The organism is Serinibacter arcticus, from assembly GCF_003121705.1.
Classification (GTDB): domain Bacteria; phylum Actinomycetota; class Actinomycetes; order Actinomycetales; family Beutenbergiaceae; genus Litorihabitans.
The window spans coordinates 2,725,441-2,742,661 of the sequence record NZ_PYHR01000002.1 but is presented as its reverse complement, the minus strand read 5'-3'; the positions used below and the strand labels follow the sequence as shown (position 1 = coordinate 2,742,661).

12 protein-coding genes and 2 pseudogenes are annotated in these 17,221 nt (G+C 71.1%); 1 reads left to right on the top strand and 13 read right to left on the bottom strand.

The window, feature by feature from the left end; genetic code table 11:
- Positions 1-183: 183 nt before the first annotated feature.
- Positions 184-3,297 (bottom strand): glycoside hydrolase family 2 TIM barrel-domain containing protein, encoded by a 3,114-nt coding sequence (locus C8046_RS12275; RefSeq protein WP_109229698.1) that lies wholly within the window; start codon positions 3,295-3,297, stop codon positions 184-186.
- Between the two features lie 215 nt (positions 3,298-3,512).
- Between C8046_RS12275 and C8046_RS12270 the strand changes: the two genes are divergently transcribed.
- Positions 3,513-3,731, top strand: coding sequence for a hypothetical protein (locus tag C8046_RS12270; protein WP_109229697.1), 219 nt, complete (start codon positions 3,513-3,515; stop codon positions 3,729-3,731).
- 491 nt (positions 3,732-4,222) lie between these two features.
- Here C8046_RS12270 and C8046_RS19470 read toward each other — a convergent pair whose 3' ends face one another.
- The 12 genes and pseudogenes from C8046_RS19470 to C8046_RS12215 all read right to left on the bottom strand — a co-directional run bounded on the left by C8046_RS19470 (position 4,223) and on the right by C8046_RS12215 (position 17,220).
- Positions 4,223-4,615: a hypothetical protein gene (locus tag C8046_RS19470; protein ID WP_235866309.1), complete on the bottom strand. Its 393-nt coding sequence runs from the start codon at positions 4,613-4,615 to the stop codon at positions 4,223-4,225.
- Between the two features lie 51 nt (positions 4,616-4,666).
- Positions 4,667-5,053: pseudogene (locus C8046_RS20230) on the bottom strand (TetR/AcrR family transcriptional regulator); the annotation flags it as partial.
- 114 nt (positions 5,054-5,167) lie between these two features.
- On the bottom strand, positions 5,168-6,142 hold the full coding sequence (gene nrdF, locus C8046_RS12260; protein WP_109229696.1) for a class 1b ribonucleoside-diphosphate reductase subunit beta: 975 nt from the start codon (positions 6,140-6,142) through the stop codon (positions 5,168-5,170).
- Positions 6,143-6,192: 50 nt separating this feature from the next.
- Complete coding sequence (nrdE, locus tag C8046_RS12255) at positions 6,193-8,298, bottom strand: class 1b ribonucleoside-diphosphate reductase subunit alpha (RefSeq protein WP_109229695.1); 2,106 nt, start codon at positions 8,296-8,298, stop codon at positions 6,193-6,195.
- Positions 8,299-8,321: 23 nt separating this feature from the next.
- The gene (gene nrdI, locus C8046_RS12250; RefSeq protein WP_109229694.1) at positions 8,322-8,738 is read right to left on the bottom strand and encodes a class Ib ribonucleoside-diphosphate reductase assembly flavoprotein NrdI; all 417 of its coding nucleotides are present in this window, start codon (positions 8,736-8,738) and stop codon (positions 8,322-8,324) included.
- A 133-nt stretch (positions 8,739-8,871) separates the two neighbouring features.
- Positions 8,872-9,129, bottom strand: a complete 258-nt coding sequence (gene nrdH, locus C8046_RS12245) for a glutaredoxin-like protein NrdH (RefSeq protein ID WP_109229693.1) — start codon at positions 9,127-9,129, stop codon at positions 8,872-8,874.
- Positions 9,130-9,714: 585 nt separating this feature from the next.
- Complete coding sequence (locus C8046_RS12240; RefSeq protein ID WP_109229692.1) at positions 9,715-12,507, bottom strand: AAA family ATPase; 2,793 nt, start codon at positions 12,505-12,507, stop codon at positions 9,715-9,717.
- A gap of 260 nt (positions 12,508-12,767) precedes the next feature.
- The gene (locus C8046_RS12235; protein ID WP_109229691.1) at positions 12,768-13,760 is read right to left on the bottom strand and encodes a DNA-3-methyladenine glycosylase family protein; all 993 of its coding nucleotides are present in this window, start codon (positions 13,758-13,760) and stop codon (positions 12,768-12,770) included.
- Positions 13,761-13,833: 73 nt separating this feature from the next.
- Positions 13,834-14,166, bottom strand: a complete 333-nt coding sequence (locus C8046_RS12230; RefSeq protein WP_109229690.1) for a nuclear transport factor 2 family protein — start codon at positions 14,164-14,166, stop codon at positions 13,834-13,836.
- Positions 14,167-14,215: 49 nt separating this feature from the next.
- The gene (locus tag C8046_RS12225) at positions 14,216-14,926 is read right to left on the bottom strand and encodes a histidine phosphatase family protein (RefSeq protein WP_109229689.1); all 711 of its coding nucleotides are present in this window, start codon (positions 14,924-14,926) and stop codon (positions 14,216-14,218) included.
- A 91-nt stretch (positions 14,927-15,017) separates the two neighbouring features.
- Positions 15,018-16,348: pseudogene (locus C8046_RS12220) on the bottom strand (amidohydrolase).
- 170 nt (positions 16,349-16,518) lie between these two features.
- Positions 16,519-17,220: an FMN-binding negative transcriptional regulator gene (locus tag C8046_RS12215; protein WP_109229688.1), complete on the bottom strand. Its 702-nt coding sequence runs from the start codon at positions 17,218-17,220 to the stop codon at positions 16,519-16,521.
- Position 17,221 lies beyond the last annotated feature (1 nt).

Sequence of the window (17,221 nt, the reverse complement as noted above, 5' to 3'; positions counted from 1 at the left end):
CCCTCGAGATACTCCACCACCCAGACGGGGCGCCACGCCCTCGCGCGTGTGAAAGAGCGGTCCACCCTGCGTTCACCTCGCATCATGTCGTGATCTGACCATCTCGCTGGAGAAATATGCGGCGGCCTGCGCTGGGCGTGGTGCACCAGCGCAGGCCTCTGCCGTTCTCAGGACTGCTGATTGCTAGCTGAGCTCGTGGTAGCGGCTGAGGAAGGCGGCCATCGCGTCACGAGCGACCGGGGCCAGCGAGCGGTAGTAGTCCCGTCCGTCGTTGCCCTGCCAGCCGGTGGCCACACCGGTGGCGTGCATCCAGGCGATCTCCTCGTAGAACTGATCCGAGGTGAACACGTCCTGGAACGGAGAGATCGCCGGGACCTCGAAGCTCGGCGAGTCCGCCGAACGGTAGAGGAACGCGGCCATCGCATCACGCGCGATCGGGTCTAGGGGGCGGAAGGAGAAGGTTCCGTCGCCGTTGTCCCAGCCGGTGGAGATGCCCTCCTGGGACAGCCAGACGATCTCCTTGTAGAACTGGTTGTCCGGCTTGACGTCCGTGAACGGCGATGTGGCCGGCAGCTGGACCTCGGGCGAACCCGCGAGGCGGTAGAGGAACGCTGCCATCGCATCGCGGGCGATGGAGTTCAGCGGACGGTACTCGCGGGTCCCGTCGGCCTGGACCCAGCCCGTGGAGACGCCGGCGCGACCCAGCCACTGGATCTCGTCGTAGAACTGCACGCCCTCGGGAACGTCGGAGAACATCGGGGAGGTGGTGCGGATGACGGTCGATCCCACCTCCAGTCCGTCGGCGGTGGCGGTGACGCGGATCGGTGCTCCGCTGCCGTCGGGGCGGACGATCGCCAGCGCCTTGCCCGAGAAGGCCTTGCGCTGGTTGGTGCCCTGGAACTTCTCGAGGCTGATCGGGTTGCCGTTGTCGGTGGCGACCAGGGTGCCGCCGGTGACCTCGAAGGTGAGGTTGTCGGTGGCGCGGGGGACGAAGGTGCCCTGGGCGTCGAGGATGTCGGCGGTGATGAAGGCGAGGTCGCCGTTGTCGCCGTCGATGGTGGTCGCGTCGGGGGTCAGCTCGATGGCCGCGGAGTCGCCGGCGGTGGTGACCTCGTCGGTGGCGATGAGCTCACCGTCGGCGTAGGCCTCGGCGCGAAGGGTGCCGGGGGTGAAGGGGATGTCCCACGACAGGTGGAGCTTGCCGTCGGCGGTCTCGCGGTAGGCCTCGCCGCGCGGGGAGTTCTTGTCCTCGAAGGTGCGCTCCCCGACGAGCTCGTCGTTGAGGTAGAGCTTCACGCTGTCGGCGTTGGTGTAGGCCCAGACCTGGACGGTCTCGCCCTCGGTCCAGTTCCAGTGCGGCAGGAGGTGGACCATCGGGGTGTCGGTCCACTGGCTCTGGTACAGGTACCAGACGTCCTTCTTGAACATCGCGGTGTCGATCAGGCCGGTGTAGGTGCTGCGCGCCCACTCGGTCTTGTCGCCTGAACCACCATTGATGAACGGCAGGGGCTCACCGAGGTGGTCGATGCCGGTCCAGACGAAGGAGCCGGCCGTGTGGACGTTGTTCCGGTCGCGCTGGATCGTCTCGCTGTGCGTGGTCGTGCCACCGCCGCCCGTGGACTGCACGTGCACGTGGTTGTCGTAGGAGGAGCCCTGCATCTCGGTCCCGTACGGGCCCTTGATGACCTGGTTCGGCTCGTAGTAGTACCCGCGGCTCTGCATCGAGAAGGAGACCTCGCTGGAGATGAAGGTCCCGGTCGGGCTGAGCGCGGCGACCTCGTCCATCCGCTGCGGGTTGGGGTAGTTCGCCCCGGGCACGTCGACCTTGGACAGGATGCTGAGGGAGTTCTCGTCGTACTTGTTGTTCCCCAGCGTGGTGGGACGGGAGCCGTCCTCCTCGTTCGTCCACTCGATGAGGCTGTCGGCGGTCGCGGCACTGGTGGGGCCGTAGGTGATCTCGTTGCCGATGGACCACATGATGACCGACGGGGAGTTGCGGTCGCGGCGGACCATCGCCTTCATGTCCATCTCGGCGTCGGTGGCCCACCACTTGGTGTACTCGTTGGCCAGGAAGCGGGGCGTCTCCCAGTTGTCGAACGCCTCCTCCACGACCACGAAGCCCATCTCGTCGGCGAGCTCGATGAAGTTGCGGGCCGTGGGGTTGTGCGCGGTGCGGATGGCGTTGGTGCCCATCTCCTTGAGCGTCACGAGCTGACGGCGTGCGGCGCTCTCGTTGTAGGCCATGCCTAGCGACCCGAGGTCGCTGTGGAGGTTCACGCCGCGCAGCTCGACGTACTCGCCGTTGAGGGCGAAACCGTCGGAGTTGAACTCGATGGTCCGCAGGCCGGTCGAGGTCGTGTAGGTGTCGACCTGCTCGCCCTCGACCATCACGCGTGAGACGACGTCGTAGAGGTAGGGCCGGTCGATCGACCACAGCTCGGGGTCGGCGACCGTGATCGTCTGGTCGAAGGTGTGCTCGCCGCCGGTGACGGTGCCGCTCACGGTGTCGGTCGCCACGACCTCGCCGGTCGCGTCCACGACGTCGGTCACCAGGGTGACCTCGCTCGAGGCGTCCTCGGGGGCCTCGATCTCGGTGGCGACGGCGAGGTTCGCCTCCTGCGAGGCGAGGTCGTCGGCCAGGGTCGGGGTCGTGATGAAGGTGCCGTCGCGCTTGACGTGCACCGCGTCGGTGACCGTCAGCGCGACGTCACGGTAGATGCCACCGCCGGCGTACCAACGGGTGGAGTAGTCCAGGGAGTCCGTCTTGACGGCGACCTCGTTGGCGGAGCCGTCGGTGGTCAGGTAGTCGGTGATGTCGTAGGAGAAGGCCGTGTAGCCGTGGTGGTGCACGCCGACCTGCTCGCCGTTGATGAAGACGGTGGCGATCTGCTGCACGCCGTCGAAGTCCAACGACACGCGCTGTCCGAGCGCGACCTCGGGCACCGTGAACGACTTGCGGTACCACGCCGTACCAGCAGACAAGTGACCGGCAAGCGCCGCGAGGGGGTTGGCGGTGACATTGAAGTCCTGCTCGATCATCCAGTCGTGCGGCACGTCGAGAGTCCGCCAGGAATCGTCATCGAAGCCGAGCTCCTCAGCCCCGGCAGGGTTCCCCCGAACGAACTTCCAGTCGCTGTTGAAGTTGGTGCTCCGGCCATCAACGTCCCCAGCACTGATCACCTGATCCGCGCCCGGGTCGGGGGCGGGTGCTGCGTTGGCGGTCACCGCGGTGCCCGCCAGAAGCGCCGCGCAGGCCACTCCGGCCACCAGCGCTGAGCGCGTTCGTCGTCCGTGCATGTGTGTCTCCTACGTCGTCCTTGCCGTGGATTAGCAGGGCGAGCGTAAGCTCGAGTTGCACAGTGTGCAAGTCTGACCGATATTGCGAGATCCTGGTCGTTTGACCGAGTCGGCTTCGCGCGCGGGGACCACGGGGGACTGTTGCGCCGATGAGCGACGGGTAGTAACACCTCTACAACTTCTTCCGCAACAAGGAGGACCTCGCGCTCAGCGGGTTGGCCGAGCAGGGTGGCCAGATCGCAGCACGCCTCGCGCAGCGGCCTGACGACGAGGATCTGTGGGTCTCCTTGGAGGCAGCGTTCCGGGCGCTCGACGAGATCGACCTCACGGCCGAACGCCGACTGGAGCTGGCCACGCTCCTGTTCGGGAACGAGGCCCTGCGCGCTGGCCACGCCGAGAAGCAGTCACGCTGGCAAGATCAGCTCGCCCCCTGATCGAGCAACGGCTGCCACCCTCTGAGGACCGGGCATTCCAGGCGCGCGCCATCGCGGCCGTGGCCATCACCTGCCTCCAGGTCGCGATCGAGGAATGGGTTCGACACGACGGGGAGGTCGACCTGTACGACCTGTACCACCGAGCTACTCACGCCGCCCGGAGGAAGTGACCCCGGCGGCGATGGTTCACGGCACAGTCGCCTTCACCTCGTCACGGTTCGGCAGGTCTCGCGTCCGTCGCCGGGCCCGGCGACGGAGCTTCTGGTCAATCTGATTGGCAACTTCTGCGCCTGCGCCCCCGCCTGCATTCAGGCCGCCCGACGGCCTGGCTGGAGAGCGTCCAGACACGATCGCTCAGCGACTACCTCGACGAAGCGATGGCCTCACCCGCCGTCAACCCCTGACAACCGCGGGGCAGGACAGATCGAGCGGTCGCGCCGGCAAAATCTCAGGTCCTGCCGCCGTTGGCTGCGCCGACACTGGGCCATCAGCTAGCGGTCGTCATCATCCTTGCGAAGTCCGAGCAGCGCTTCTTCCAGGACAGCGAAGGACGCCTGCATGTCGACCGCGTCAGGGTCGAGCAACCACTGGATCTGCAGGCCGTCGAGCGCAGCAAGGATGAGTGCCGCTATCGCAGGGGCTCTGTCGACGTCGCCCTCGAGGGAGGCGTCTGCGGCGAGGGGAGCTGCCACCCTCGAGCGCGCCTCGCGGTAGCGCCGACGCATCGGCTCCTTGGCAGCGTGCCCCTCGGTCAGGCTGTCAGCCACGATCACGGAGTGCAGCTGGGTGAGGAGGGGCTGCCGTGCATTCTGCTCGACGGTCCGGGCGAGCGTCGCCAACACCGAGGCCAGATCCCCGGTGGTCTCGGGCCGGCCCTGAGGCACCTGCGACCGGGATGCGCTCTTGCTGGTCCTCTCACCGAGGACTGCCAGAAGAAGGTGGTCCTTGGTCGGGAAGTAGTGCAGCAGACCGGGCGCGGTGAGACCGACCTGCGCGGCGACCTGAGCGAGCGAGGCCCGCTTGTACCCGCGTTCCGCGATCAGCCGGGTCGCGGCCTGGACGATCTCCTCGCGCTTGCCCCCGGCGGGCTCCGCGGCGCGATCGGTTCCGTACTCCAGCGGGCCGAGACCTTGCCCTCGCTCACACCGCCACCAATCTGGGCCACGCCCTCGCGCCCCTGCTCGCCAGCGGCGTGCTCGTCGCGACCGGCGGCTACGCAAGCATCTGGCTGGCAGCGGCCATCCTTGTCGCAGTCGCCGGCGTCGCGGTCGTCCCCGTACGGGAACCCGGCCGGAGTCCTGCGCCGTGAGCCGGGACGTCACGGACACGCGTTCCCGCCGGGGGCCGTCGCACGGGCCCGGGACGACGACGGCGCCGCTCACCTCGGGAGGTGAGCGGCGCCGTCGTCGTCGTTCAGAAGGGTGTGAGCCGGGGGCTCAGAAATCCCAGTCGTCGTCCTGCGTGGTGACGGCTTTGCCGATCACGTACGACGAACCCGAACCCGAGAAGAAGTCGTGGTTCTCGTCCCCACCGGGGGCGAGCGCCGCGAGGATCGCCGGGTTCACGTCCGTCAGCTCCTTGGGGTAGAGCGCGTCGTAGCCGAGGTTCATCAGCGCCTTGTTGGCGTTGTACCGGAGGAACATCTTGACGTCCTCGGTCAGGCCGACGCCGTCGTAGAGGTCCTCGGTGTACTTCTCCTCGTTCTCGTACAGCTCCTCGAGGAGGTCGTACGTGTACGCCTCGAGCTCCGCGCGGCGCTCGGGCGTCGCGGACGCCAGCCCCTTCTGGAACTTGTAGCCGATGTAGTACCCGTGCACCGCCTCGTCACGGATGATCAGGCGGATCACGTCGGCCGTGTTCGTCAGCTTGGCCCGGCTCGACCAGTACATCGGCAGGTAGAAGCCCGAGTAGAACAGGAAGGACTCCAGCAGGGTGGAGGCCACCTTGCGCTTGAGCGGGTCGTCACCCTGGTAGTACTTCATGACGATCTCGGCCTTGCGCTGGAGGTTGTCGTTCTCCTCCGACCAGCGGAACGCCTCGTCGATGTCCTTCGTCGAGCACAGCGTCGAGAAGATCGAGGAGTAGCTCTTGGCGTGCACCGACTCCATGAACGCGATGTTCGTGTAGACGGCCTCCTCGTGCGGCGTGAGCGCGTCGGGGATGAGGCTGACGGCGCCGACCGTGCCCTGGATCGTGTCCAGGAGCGTCAGTCCGGTGAACACCCGCATCGTGAGGAGCTTCTCGTCCTCGGTCAGCGTGCCCCACGACGGGATGTCGTTGGAGACCGGCACCTTCTCGGGCAGCCAGAAGTTCGACGTCAGCCGGTCCCAGACCTCGGCGTCCTTGTCGTCCTCGAGACGGTTCCAGTTGATCGCCTGGACGGCGCTCACCAGCTTGAGCTTCTCAACCACTGTTTCGTCGACCTTCTTCTCGTGTCAGCTCTGGTCTGCGTGCGCGCTCGTCAGAGCGTGCAGGAGACGCAGCCCTCGACCTCGGTGCCCTCGAGGGCGGCCTGGCGGAGGCGGATGTAGTACAGCGTCTTGATGCCCTTGCGCCACGCGTAGATCTGCGCCTTGTTGACGTCGCGCGTGGTGGCGGTGTCCTTGAAGAACAGCGTCAGGGACAGACCCTGGTCCACGTGCTGCGTCGCAGCCGCGTAGGTGTCGATGATCTTCTCGAAGCCGATCTCGTACGCGTCCTGGTAGAACTCCAGGTTGTCGTCGGACAGGTAGGGCGCCGGGTAGTAGACGCGCCCGATCTTGCCCTCCTTGCGGATCTCGATCGGAGCCACAATCGGGTGGATCGAGCTCGTGGAGTGGTTGATGTAGGAGATCGACCCCGTCGGCGGGACGGCCTGGAGGTAGGCGTTGTAGATGCCGTGCGCCTGGACGCTGGCCTTCAGCTCGCGCCAGTCCTCCTGCGTCGGGATCGCGATGCCGGCCTTGGCGAAGATCTCGGCCACACGCGCCGTCGCCGGCACCCACACCTGGTCGGTGTACTTGTCGAAGTACTCGCCCGAGGCGTACTTGGAGTCCTCGAAGCCGCGGAACGTGGTGCCGCGCTCGATCGAGATGCGGTTGGAGGCGCGGATGGCGTGGTAGGCGACCGTGTAGAAGTAGATGTTCGTGAAGTCGACGCCCTCCTCGCTGCCGTAGTGCACGCGCTCGCGAGCGAGGTAGCCGTGGAGGTTCATCTGGCCGAGGCCGATGGAGTGCGACGCGTCGTTGCCCTCCTGGACCGACGGCACGGAGGTGATCTCCGTCTGGTCGGACACGGCGGTGAGCGAACGGATCGACGTCTCGATCGTCTTGGCGAAGTCGGTCGAGTCCATCGCCTTGGCGATGTTCAGCGAACCGAGGTTGCAGGAGATGTCGCGACCGATGTGGTCGTAGCTCAGGTCGTCCTTGAACGTCGAGGCCGTGGAGACCTGGAGGATCTCCGAGCACAGGTTGCTCATCGTGACGCGGCCCTTGATCGGGTTGGCGGCGTTCACCGTGTCCTCGAACACGATGTACGGGTAGCCCGACTCGAACTGGATCTCGGCGAGCAGCTGGAAGAAGTCGCGGGCCTTGATCTTCGTCTTGCGGATCCGGCCGTCGTCGACCATCTCGTGGTACTTCTCCGTCACGGAGATCTCCGAGAAGGGCACGCCGTAGACGCGCTCGACGTCGTACGGCGAGAACAGGTACATGTCCTCGTTCTTCTTCGCCAGATCGAACGTGATGTCCGGGATGACGACGCCGAGCGAGAGCGTCTTGATGCGGATCTTCTCGTCCGCGTTCTCGCGCTTGGTGTCGAGGAACCGCAGGATGTCGGGGTGGTGGGCCGAGAGGTACACCGCGCCGGCACCCTGACGCGCGCCGAGCTGGTTGGCGTAGGAGAAGGAGTCCTCGAGCAGCTTCATCACGGGGATGACGCCGGAGGACTGGTTCTCGATCTTCTTGATCGGGGCGCCGTGCTCACGGATGTTGCTCAGGAGCAGGGCCACGCCGCCGCCGCGCTTGGACAGCTGCAGGGCGGAGTTGATGCCCCGCGCGATCGACTCCATGTTGTCCTCGATGCGGAGCAGGAAGCACGAGACGAGCTCGCCGCGCTGCTGCTTGCCGGCGTTGAGGAACGTGGGGGTCGCGGGCTGGAAGCGGCCCGTGATGACCTCCTCGACGATGTTGCGCACGAGCGCCTCGTCGCCGTCGGCGAGGGTGAGCGCGACCATGACGACGCGGTCCTCGAAGCGCTCGAGGTAACGCTTCCCGTCGAACGTCTTCAGCGTGTACGAGGTGTAGTACTTGAACGCGCCGAGGAACGTGGAGAAGCGGAACTTGTAGGCGAACGCCTCGTCCCAGATCTGGTGCAGGAACTCCTGGGAGTACTTCGCGAGGACCTCGCCCTCGTAGTAGCCCTCCTCCACCAGGTAGGAGAGCTTCTCGTCCAGGTTGTGGAAGAACACCGTGTTCTGGTTCACGTGCTGGAGGAAGTACTGGCGCGCGGCGGCGTGGTCGGCGTCGAGCTGGAGCCGGCCGTCCGGGCCGTACAGGTTGAGCATCGCGTTGAGGGCGTGGTAGTCCATGCCGTCGAAGCGGTGGGTGGTGGTCAGGCCGGGATCTGCGAGCGTCGTAGCCAAAACTGTGCCAATCCTTCACGGACGCGCGAGACGTCCTGATCGGTTCCGAGGAGTTCGAAGCGGTAGAGGTAGGGGACGTCGCACTTGGCGGCGATGATGTCCCCCGCGAGGCAGTACGCCTCGCCGAAGTTCGTGTTCCCGGCGGCGATGACGCCGCGCAGGAGGAGGCGGTTGTGGCTGTCGTTGAGGAACCGGATCACCTGTTTGGGGACGGCCCCACCCTTGGTCACCCCTCCCCCGTAGGTGGGAAGGATCAGCACGTACTCGCTGTCGACGACGAGGGGATCGTCCTTCGCGCGGAGCGGGATGCGGCTGGCCGGGAGTCCGAGCTTCTGGACGAACCGGTGCGTGTTCTCGGAGACGGACGAGAAGTAGACGATGGACAACTCCCGCTCCTCTCCCTCTCGTGGTGCCGGCGCCGGGCGGCCGACGGACCGGTGCCGCGTACGCCGTCGTGACGACGGGCGACCGCGGCGCGGCCCGCACGGTCCCGGTGGAACCGTGCGGGCCTCGCGGCGATCAGGCCGTGGCGACCACGCCCGTGGCGGCGGCGGCCGTCGCGAGCGCCTTGATGCGGTCCGGACGGAAGCCGGCCCAGTGGTCGCCGTTCGCCAGCACGACCGGAGCCTGCTGGTAGCCGAGCGCCTTGACGGACTCGAGCGCCTCGGCGTCGACGCTCAGGTCGACGATCTCGTAGCTCAGGCCGTGCTTGTCGAGCGCACGGTAGGTGGCCGTGCACTGCACGCAGTTCGGCTTGCTGAAAACGGTGATGCTCACGTGATTCCCCTCGACGACGCCCGGTCGGCTTCGACCCGTGTAGTTACACGGATGTTGTTCTTGGTCGGGTGAACTGCTTCCCGGCTTCCAGACACTACACCTAGTGGTCGGCCACGCAACGCACCACCACATGTCGTGTCTGGCGGCGTGTCGGCCCACAGGCTGGGTACGACGTTTCCCCACCCTGTGGACAGGTTCGTGCCCGCCCGCGGCACCGCGCCGATCGCCGTCTGCAGGCCCTGTGGGCAACCTGTGGAGCGCCGATCCCGCACCGCCCGGCGAGGCGGTCGACACGCCCAAGAACTCGTGTGCTGCGACATGCCAGAAGCGTCTCACCGACCACTGACATCGGTGCTGGGCGACGACGGGGCGAGGAAGGCAGCTCCGCGGGCGCGCCCCTGTGGTTGCTGCGGGTGGCCGACCGCGTCCTTGTGGTCGCTGCGAGCGCCGGATCGCGACCACAAGGACGCGGTCAGGGCGGGCCGGCGACCACAAGGGCGCGGTCGGGGCTTCGAGGGAGGGCGACGGCGGACCACCGCCGGAGGGCGGGCGCGGCGGGAGGGCGGGAGCGGCGACGGCGCCCCGTCAGCCGGCGCCGCCGTCGAGCACGATCTCCCCGCGGGAGACCGCGCTCGCCAGCGCCACCCGACCGGCGACGCCGAAACGCTGGTAGGCGCGCGAGAGGTAGACCTCGACCGTCTTGACGCTGTAGCTCAGCCGGGAGGCGATCTGCTGGTTCGTCAGCCCCTCGACGGCCAGGCGCGCCACCTCGACCTCGATGCCGAGCGCCACCCCGGCGCGCCCCCGCGTCCGCGGCACCGGGACGCGCCGGACGCGCATCGCGGCGCTCGTCAGCCGCACCAGCCGCACCGCGCCGAGGTCGCGGAAGATCGTGTGGGCGCGTCGGAGGTTCTCGGCCGGGGAGTCGCCGAGCGTGCCGAGCACGAGCGAGGAGCGGCCGATCTCCGCCGTGACGTCCTGCTCCTGGGCGATCCGCAGGCAGGCCCGCGCGGCGTGGACGTCACCGTGGACCCGGGCCTGGCACCGCAGCGTGTAGAGGTCCTCGAGGGGCCTGCCGAGCGGGGCCACCAGGTCGCGGACCGGCCCGACCAGCGTCACCGCCGCTGCGGCGGCACGCGGGGATCCGAGCTGCACCAGCTCGTCGAGCGCCAGCCCGATCGCCGTCGGCTGGCCCAGCGCGAGCAGGGTTCGCACGCGGGCTGCCAGCCGCTCCGCCGCCCCGTCCACGTCACCCCGCCCCGCCAGCACGCGGGCGAGCGCCACGTCGACGTAGACGCTGACCGCCGTCGCCCGTGACCGCAGCCCGTCCACGAACCGGGCCGCCTCGCCGGGGCGACCCGCGTCGTCGAGGAGGATCGCGCCGAGCGCCCGGACGCCGTCGAAGGCCGTGCTGCTGTCGGGGTGCAGCGCCGCCCGCAGCGCCAGCGTGGCGTCGTCGATCGCGCGCTCCCAGCCCCGGTCGAAGAACGCGAGCTCGACCTCGGCGAGCACCCGGGGTCCGGCGGACGTCAACGGCGACCCGCGGCGCACGCTGAGGCACGCGTCGACGAGGCGGCGCGCCTCGGGGGCTCCGCCCGGACCGTGCAGCGCCCCCGGCAGCAATGACGCCAGCAGCTCCAGCCGCAGGGCCGGGCCGACCGCGCCGGCGATCTCCTCGAGCCGGTCCGCGTACGTCTGCAGCTCGGGGCGACCGAGCACGTGGGCACCCAGGGCGGCGGTGAGGAGGTGGGCGAGGTCAGGCTCGGCCGCCGCGTCCAGCAACGCGGTCGACGACCCCCAGGAGGCCGCGGCCTCCTCACGGTGACCCAGCTGGCCGTGGGCCAGGGCCTGGAGACCGACGAGCGCCGGATCCGCGGCTCCCGCGGCCCGGGACCGGTCGATCAGCGCGAGGGCCTCGTCGAATCGCCCGGCGGCGGCGAGCACCAGTCCCGCGGTGCGGGCGAGCTCCCGCCCGCCGCCGATGACGCCGTACCGCTCCACGGCGCTGACGGCGACGGCGATGGCCGCTGCGCCGTCGCCCCCGAGGCTCAGCGAGCTGGCCGCGCGCGCGAGCAGGTCGGCGCCCCTGCCGTCACCGTCGGCGAGGTGGTCGGCCGCCTGCTGGAGCCAGGTCGCCGCGACGAGGGGGGAGAGCGGAGCGGCCGCCTCGGCGGCGGCGAGGGCGGCCGCGACCCCCTCCTCGCCCCCGCGCGGGGTCGAGCGCAGCACGTGGGTCGCCCACTCGAACACGTCGACGGCGTGGCCCTGGTCCCGGCTCTGCGCGATCACGGCGGCGGCGATGCCGTGCAGCCGCGTCCGGGTGGCGGCCCCGAGGTTGTCGTAGAGCGCCTCGCGGAACAGGGGGTGGGCGAAGACGTAGGCGTTGCTGCGAGCCGTCAGCAGCCCCGTCCGCAGGAGACGGTCGAAGGCGGCGGTCACCGCGGGGCCGGGCAGTCCGGTCACGGTCTCCGCGAACCGCAGGTCCTCGACGTGCAGCCGCGAGTAGACCGAGAGCGCCCGGGCGACCTCGATCGCCTCCGGGTCGTGGTTCAGCATCCGCACCGACAGCGCGTCACGGGGATCGATCGGGCCCTGGAGGTGCGACGGGTCGGCGAGGTGTCGGAGCAGCTCCGTGACGAAGAGGGGGTTCCCGCCCGTGCGCTCGAGGACCTGGACCACCAGGTCGCCGGGCGGCGACCCGTCGACGCAGAGCGCGGGGTGGTGCCGGCCGATGAGCTGGGCGACGTCGTCGTGCCCAAGGGCGCCGAGATCGGTCGTGAGGCCCCACCCCTCGCGCTCCCGGCGTCGCACGAAGTCCTCCAGCACGGCCGTCCGCTCGGAGTAGCCCGTGCGGATCGTGACCACCAGCACCACCGGCAGCGACTCGCACAGCCTCACCGCTGCGGCGACGGCGGCGAGCGTGGCGACGTCCGCGTGGTGGAGGTCCTCGAGCGCGACGAGAACCGGACCGTGCCGGCTGACCTCCGTCAGCACGGTCGCGATGTCGCCGAGCACGGCGTCCGTGTCGGGATCGGGGACGTGGCTCCGGCCCGGACCGGCACCGAGGGTGGAGACGAGGGCGGCGAGCGCGGTCAGCGCCGAGGGCGGGACCTTCTCGCGGGGGACGCGGGCGACGAGGTCGCGGACGACGGCGAACGGCCGCCCCCGGTCCATCTCGTCCGCACGTCCGACAGCGAGGAAGAAGCCCCGCTCCTCCGCCGCGGCGAGCAGGTGGGCGAGCAGCGTGGTCTTGCCCACGCCACCTTCCCCGCGGACCACGACGGCGAACGCCCGCCCGCGTGCCTGGGCCGTCGCACAGGCGCGGACGAGCTCGTCGAGCGGCTCCTGCCGCGCCACGAACGCCGTCTCTCCGGCCACTCACACACCCCCGTTGCCGACGAGATTAGGGCCAACGACCGGGTCGTGACACCCTTCCGGCGCGTTGGGGTCGATCTCGCGCACGGTTTCGCCTCACTGTAGGGAACCCCCTACTGACGGCGACCGCTCACCCCGACCACGCTGGAGGTGCCGCGCGGTGCCGGTCCCGTGTCCCCCACGACCGGCCGCTGCGCCGCCGCCGAGAACGGGAGCGCCTGCCCCCTGCACTCCCGTTCTCGGCCCGTCACCGGGACGGGCCGTCACCAGGACCGGTGCGGTGGCGGGGCCAGCCGGTGACCGCGACGCGGAGCGGCCACCCCCGTGGCGAGCAGGAGCCGGACGACGCGCTCCCGGTGCCCCTCCCACGGCTCGAGCAGCTCGGCCATCCGGAGGTCGGCCACGCGCGGGGGGAGCAGCTCGCGCGCGAGCTGCCAGCACACGGCGCGGGCGATGTGCTCGTCGCCGTAGGCGGGCGAGTCGGGATCGCCGTGCGCGGTCTGCGTCGTGAGCGCCGCCGTCCACACCCCGATGCCCGGCAGCGTCCTCAGCAGCCGGCTGGTCTCCGGACCCCCGCGACCGGCGCGCAGCGTCCTCTCCAGCCGCGGGGCCACCTCGGCGGCGCCGACGACGGTGCGCCAGCGCCGCTCCGTGATGCCCGCCGCGTGGAAGGCCCAGGACGGCACGGCCCGCCACCCGGCGGCGGTGGGCGGGACGGTGAGTCGCGGGGCGGACGCGGCGGTCGCCGTCGGGATCCCGACGACGGCGGGGGCGGGGGTGCCGTACCGCCCCACCAGGAGGCGCCAGCCGCGCAGGGCCTCGATCGTGGTCACCTCCTGCTCGAGCACGGCGGACACGAGGGCGTCCAGGACGCGGTTCGTGCGCGTCAGCCGCAGCCCGGGAAAGCGCCGCGCGGCCTCGTGCAGCACCGGGTGGCGCGTCGCGTCGAACCCCTCGAGGTCGTCGGAGGCACCGCACAGGTCGGGCACCGAGGCGATCGCCCACTCGGCGCCCGGCCCCCACGCGTGCGCGGACACGCCGTCGTGCGTCCTGGCCAGGGCGAGCGTCGCCGGGCCGAGCGGCGTGGTCAGCGCCAGCCACGCGCCGTCGCGCACGAGGACGGCGGCGGGGTCGCCGCTCCCGTGCCGCAGCGGCCGGATCGTGCGGGCGAGGTCGAGCGGGTGCGACGGCGCGTACGTGGTCGCGAGGGGGCGCGGCGGACCCGGCCCCTCTCCGCCCTCCGCCCCGTTCGTCACGGGAGCCACGGTAGGCCGGGGCACCGACACGGGCGCCCCGGCCACCACCGCGTCGTCCGCGACACACGCCCCGTCAGTGCGACGGCGGGATGCGGAACTCCGCGACCTTCCCGTCGCGCACGGTGACGTACGCGTCCGAGCGACCGTTGAAGACCGAGCTGCGCCAGTCGAAGGTGATCATCGTCGTGTCGCCGTCGGTGGTGGCCTCGACGACCGTCATCCGGGCGCCGGCGCCGATGGCGTCGCTCTGCCCCCACGACCGCACGCCCTCGGGACCCGTGAGCACGCGGCCCCAGTCGTTCACCACGCCGTCGGGCGTGAAGGCGTCGACGAACGCGTCGATGTCGGCGTCGTTGATGGCCGCGACCACGCGGGCGACGGGCTCGGGAAGGGTGGTGCCGGACATGGGTGCCTCCTGCTGACAGACGTGCGGGGGCGTCAGCCTAGGCCCTCGGTCAGGCGACCCGCTCGGCCTCGCGCACGCCGACGACGGCGGGCGCCGGGCGGGCGGACAGCGAGCCGTGGCCGGCGACGTCGACCGCGACGGAGAGGATCCGCGAGATCGTGACGTCGGTCCCGGGCTCGCGCACCACCTCGACGGTGGACACCGACGCGTTGGGCAGCGGCACCAGGCCGACCGGGTCGATCGTGGCGAGGTAGGCGCCGAGCGTGAGCCCGTGGCCGACCACGAGCACGTGCTCGCCGGGGTGCGCGTCCACGATCTCGGAGAACGTCGTGCGGACGCGGTCCATGAACGCCTCGCCCGACTCGCCGCCCCCGGGCAGGCCGGGGTGCTGACCCGAGAGCACGCGGGGGATGAGCTCGGCCCACGGCTCGACCTCGTCGAGCTCGCGCTCGGGGCGGCGCTCGTAGGCGCCGAAGGAGAACTCGCGCAGGCCCTGGACGCTGCGCAGCGGGAGGTCCGCGTGGTGGCGGACGATCTCGACCGCCGTCATGACGGCGCGACCCTGCGGGGAGGAGTAGGCGGCGTCGAAGTCGTGGGTGGACAGGTGCTGCGCGGTCACGAGCACGCCGGCGCGGCCGGTGCGGGTGAGCGGGGAGTCGCAGGAGCCCTGCATGATGCGGCGGGCGTTGAGGTGCGTCTGCCCGTGGCGGACGAGGGTGAGCGTGGTCGTCGTCGGTGCGACCGGTGCTGTCGTGGTCATGGCAGCGACGCTAGGACGCCCCGTGGCCGGTTGGGCGACGCCCGCGTGGCGGTCGGGTGAACTCTGTGTTGCGTCATCCTCGCGCGGGGCCTCAAATCTCCCCGCGGTGCGTCCACTCCCCCGCGAGCAGCGTCCCGGCGACGCTCGTCCCGGGGTCGGCGGCCAGCGGGTCGACGTCGGTGATCGCCAGGTCGGCGACCTCACCGACGGACGGCGTCGTGCCGCGCCCGTCGGTCGAGCTCGCGAGCGCCGTCGTCGCCTCAAGCCGCTGCTCCGGGTGCCAGGCCGGGCGCTCGTCGCCCGTACGACGGACGGCCGCGGCGATCGCGAGCCACGGGTCCAGCGGCGCCACGGGGGCGTCCGAACCGAGCACCAGCGACGCGCCGTGCGCGTGCAGCGCGGCCAGCACGAACGCGCGGTCGGTCCGTCCGGGCCAGAGGTCGCCGGCGACGTCGCGGTCGTCCAGGAGGTGTGCGGGCTGCACGCTCGCGACGACGCCGAGCTCCGCGAACCGCGGCACGTCGCGGCCGGCCAGCAGCTGGGCGTGCTCGATGCTGCCGCGCGCGCCGGTGGCGGCGAACGCGTCGAGCGCGAGTCCGCACGCGTCGTCGCCGATCGCGTGGATCGCGCACCGGAGCCCGGCCGCGTGCGCGCGGCCCATGAGGTCGCGCAGCTCCTCGGGGCGTAGGTGAGCACGCCCCGGTCGCTCGTGCCCGGGTAGGGGTCGTGGCAGTAGGCGGTGCGCGTGTTGAGCGAGCCGTCCGTGATCACCTTCAGCGGGCCGACCGTCACGAGCGCCTGCCCGACGGCGTCGCGCGGCGACCCCGGCAGCGCGTCCCCCGTGCGGCGGCCGGCCGCGATGGTCTCCGCCAGGAACTGCGGCCACACGCCCGCGCGCACGCGCAGGGCCAGCGGCACCTCGCCGGCCGTCGCGCGGCGCGACCACGAGAGCGGGTCCTCGGCCTCGTAGTCGGCCACACCCACCACGCCGCGCCTGGCCGCCTCGGCCGCCGCGGACAGCACCCACCGGTCGCGGACGGCGTCGCCCGCGTTGTCGAGGTCGCCCGCGATCGGGAGGAACTCGTCCTCGCGCACGAGGCCGGTGCCGTCGGGCGCGACGCGGTCGAACCGCGCGAGCGCCGCCGTCGAGAACCAGCCGCAGTGCAGGTCGCCGCTGACGAGCACGACGGCGAGCCCCGGCGCCGCACGGTCCAGCAGCTCGGTCGAGGGGACGTCGGGCCACGCGGCGTCGCGGAAGCCGTAGCCCACGAGCACGCCCTCGCTCCCCGCGGGCAGGAACGCGGCGCGCTCGGCGACGAGGTCGGCGGCCTCGCGCGCGGACGTGGCGCCGCTGACGTCGAGCCGCTGCGCCGCGAGCGCGTGCTGGACGGAGTGGACGTGCGCATCCCACAGACCGGGCACGAGCCAGCGCCCGGCGAGCTCGACGACGTCCTCGCCGCGCTCGTGGGTGAGCGTGCCGGCCGGGGCGATCCCCGCGATCCGGCCGGCCGCGAGCCGGACGTCGACGGGCGCGTCCGCACCGACGAGCCGGGCGCCGCGCAGGAGGGTCAGGGTCGGGGTCAGGACGGCGGTCACGCCACGTCCCCCGCGAGGCCGGCTCCCGCGTGGCCGCGGCTCCCGAGCCCGTGCGCCGTCCGCATCGCGACGGCGAGGCCCGCGTCCGCGTGCGGGTCGCCGTCGGTCTCCAGGCCGCGCACGATGCGCGCCACGACCTCCGGCGGCTTGTCCTGCGACAGCTTGCTCTTGGCCTGCCACGACGTGACGTGCAGGCGCGCGCCGACCACGCCGCGCTGGATGCGGCGCGCGTAGGCCAGGTCGTCGGTGCCGCCCGGGCCCGCCGTCGTGAGGACGAACGGCTCGGAGCGCTCGCGCTCGAAGACGTCGATCGTGGCGACCAGCGCGTCCCAGGTGGCCTCGGCGTCGAGCATCTCGACGCGGGCACGCAGGTGTGCGGCCTCGTAGTTCCAGGTCGGCACCGCCGGACCCCAGGCGTACCAGCCGGGTGAGACGTAGCCGCTCGCGCCCTCGACGACCACGAGCACCTCGACGCCGTCGGCGAGGCCGAGGATCTCGTCGTCGGGGATGCCGAGGTGGGTGACGAGGGTGAGCGGCGCGCCGGGGTCACCGGCCGGGGCGTCCTCCAGCAGCACCGGCATGTGCGTGGCCGTGGGGACGCCGCCGGGCGCGGCGACGATCGTCATCCAGGGTCGACGGGCGAGCAGGTCGCGCACCCACGCGACGTCGTGCACCTCGTAGTCGGGAGTGTCGAGCATG

Bases quoted from the DNA above. Each gene is read 5' to 3' on its own strand.
- C8046_RS12275 (WP_109229698.1), bottom strand. From the start codon at position 3,297: ATGCACGGACGACGAACGCGCTCAGCGCTGGTGGCCGGAGTGGCCTGC.
- nrdE (WP_109229695.1), bottom strand. From the start codon at position 8,298: ATGGACTACCACGCCCTCAACGCGATGCTCAACCTGTACGGCCCGGAC.
- C8046_RS12230 (WP_109229690.1), bottom strand. From the start codon at position 14,166: ATGTCCGGCACCACCCTTCCCGAGCCCGTCGCCCGCGTGGTCGCGGCC.
- C8046_RS12225 (WP_109229689.1), bottom strand. From the start codon at position 14,926: ATGACCACGACAGCACCGGTCGCACCGACGACGACCACGCTCACCCTC.
- C8046_RS12215 (WP_109229688.1), bottom strand. From the start codon at position 17,220: ATGCTCGACACTCCCGACTACGAGGTGCACGACGTCGCGTGGGTGCGC.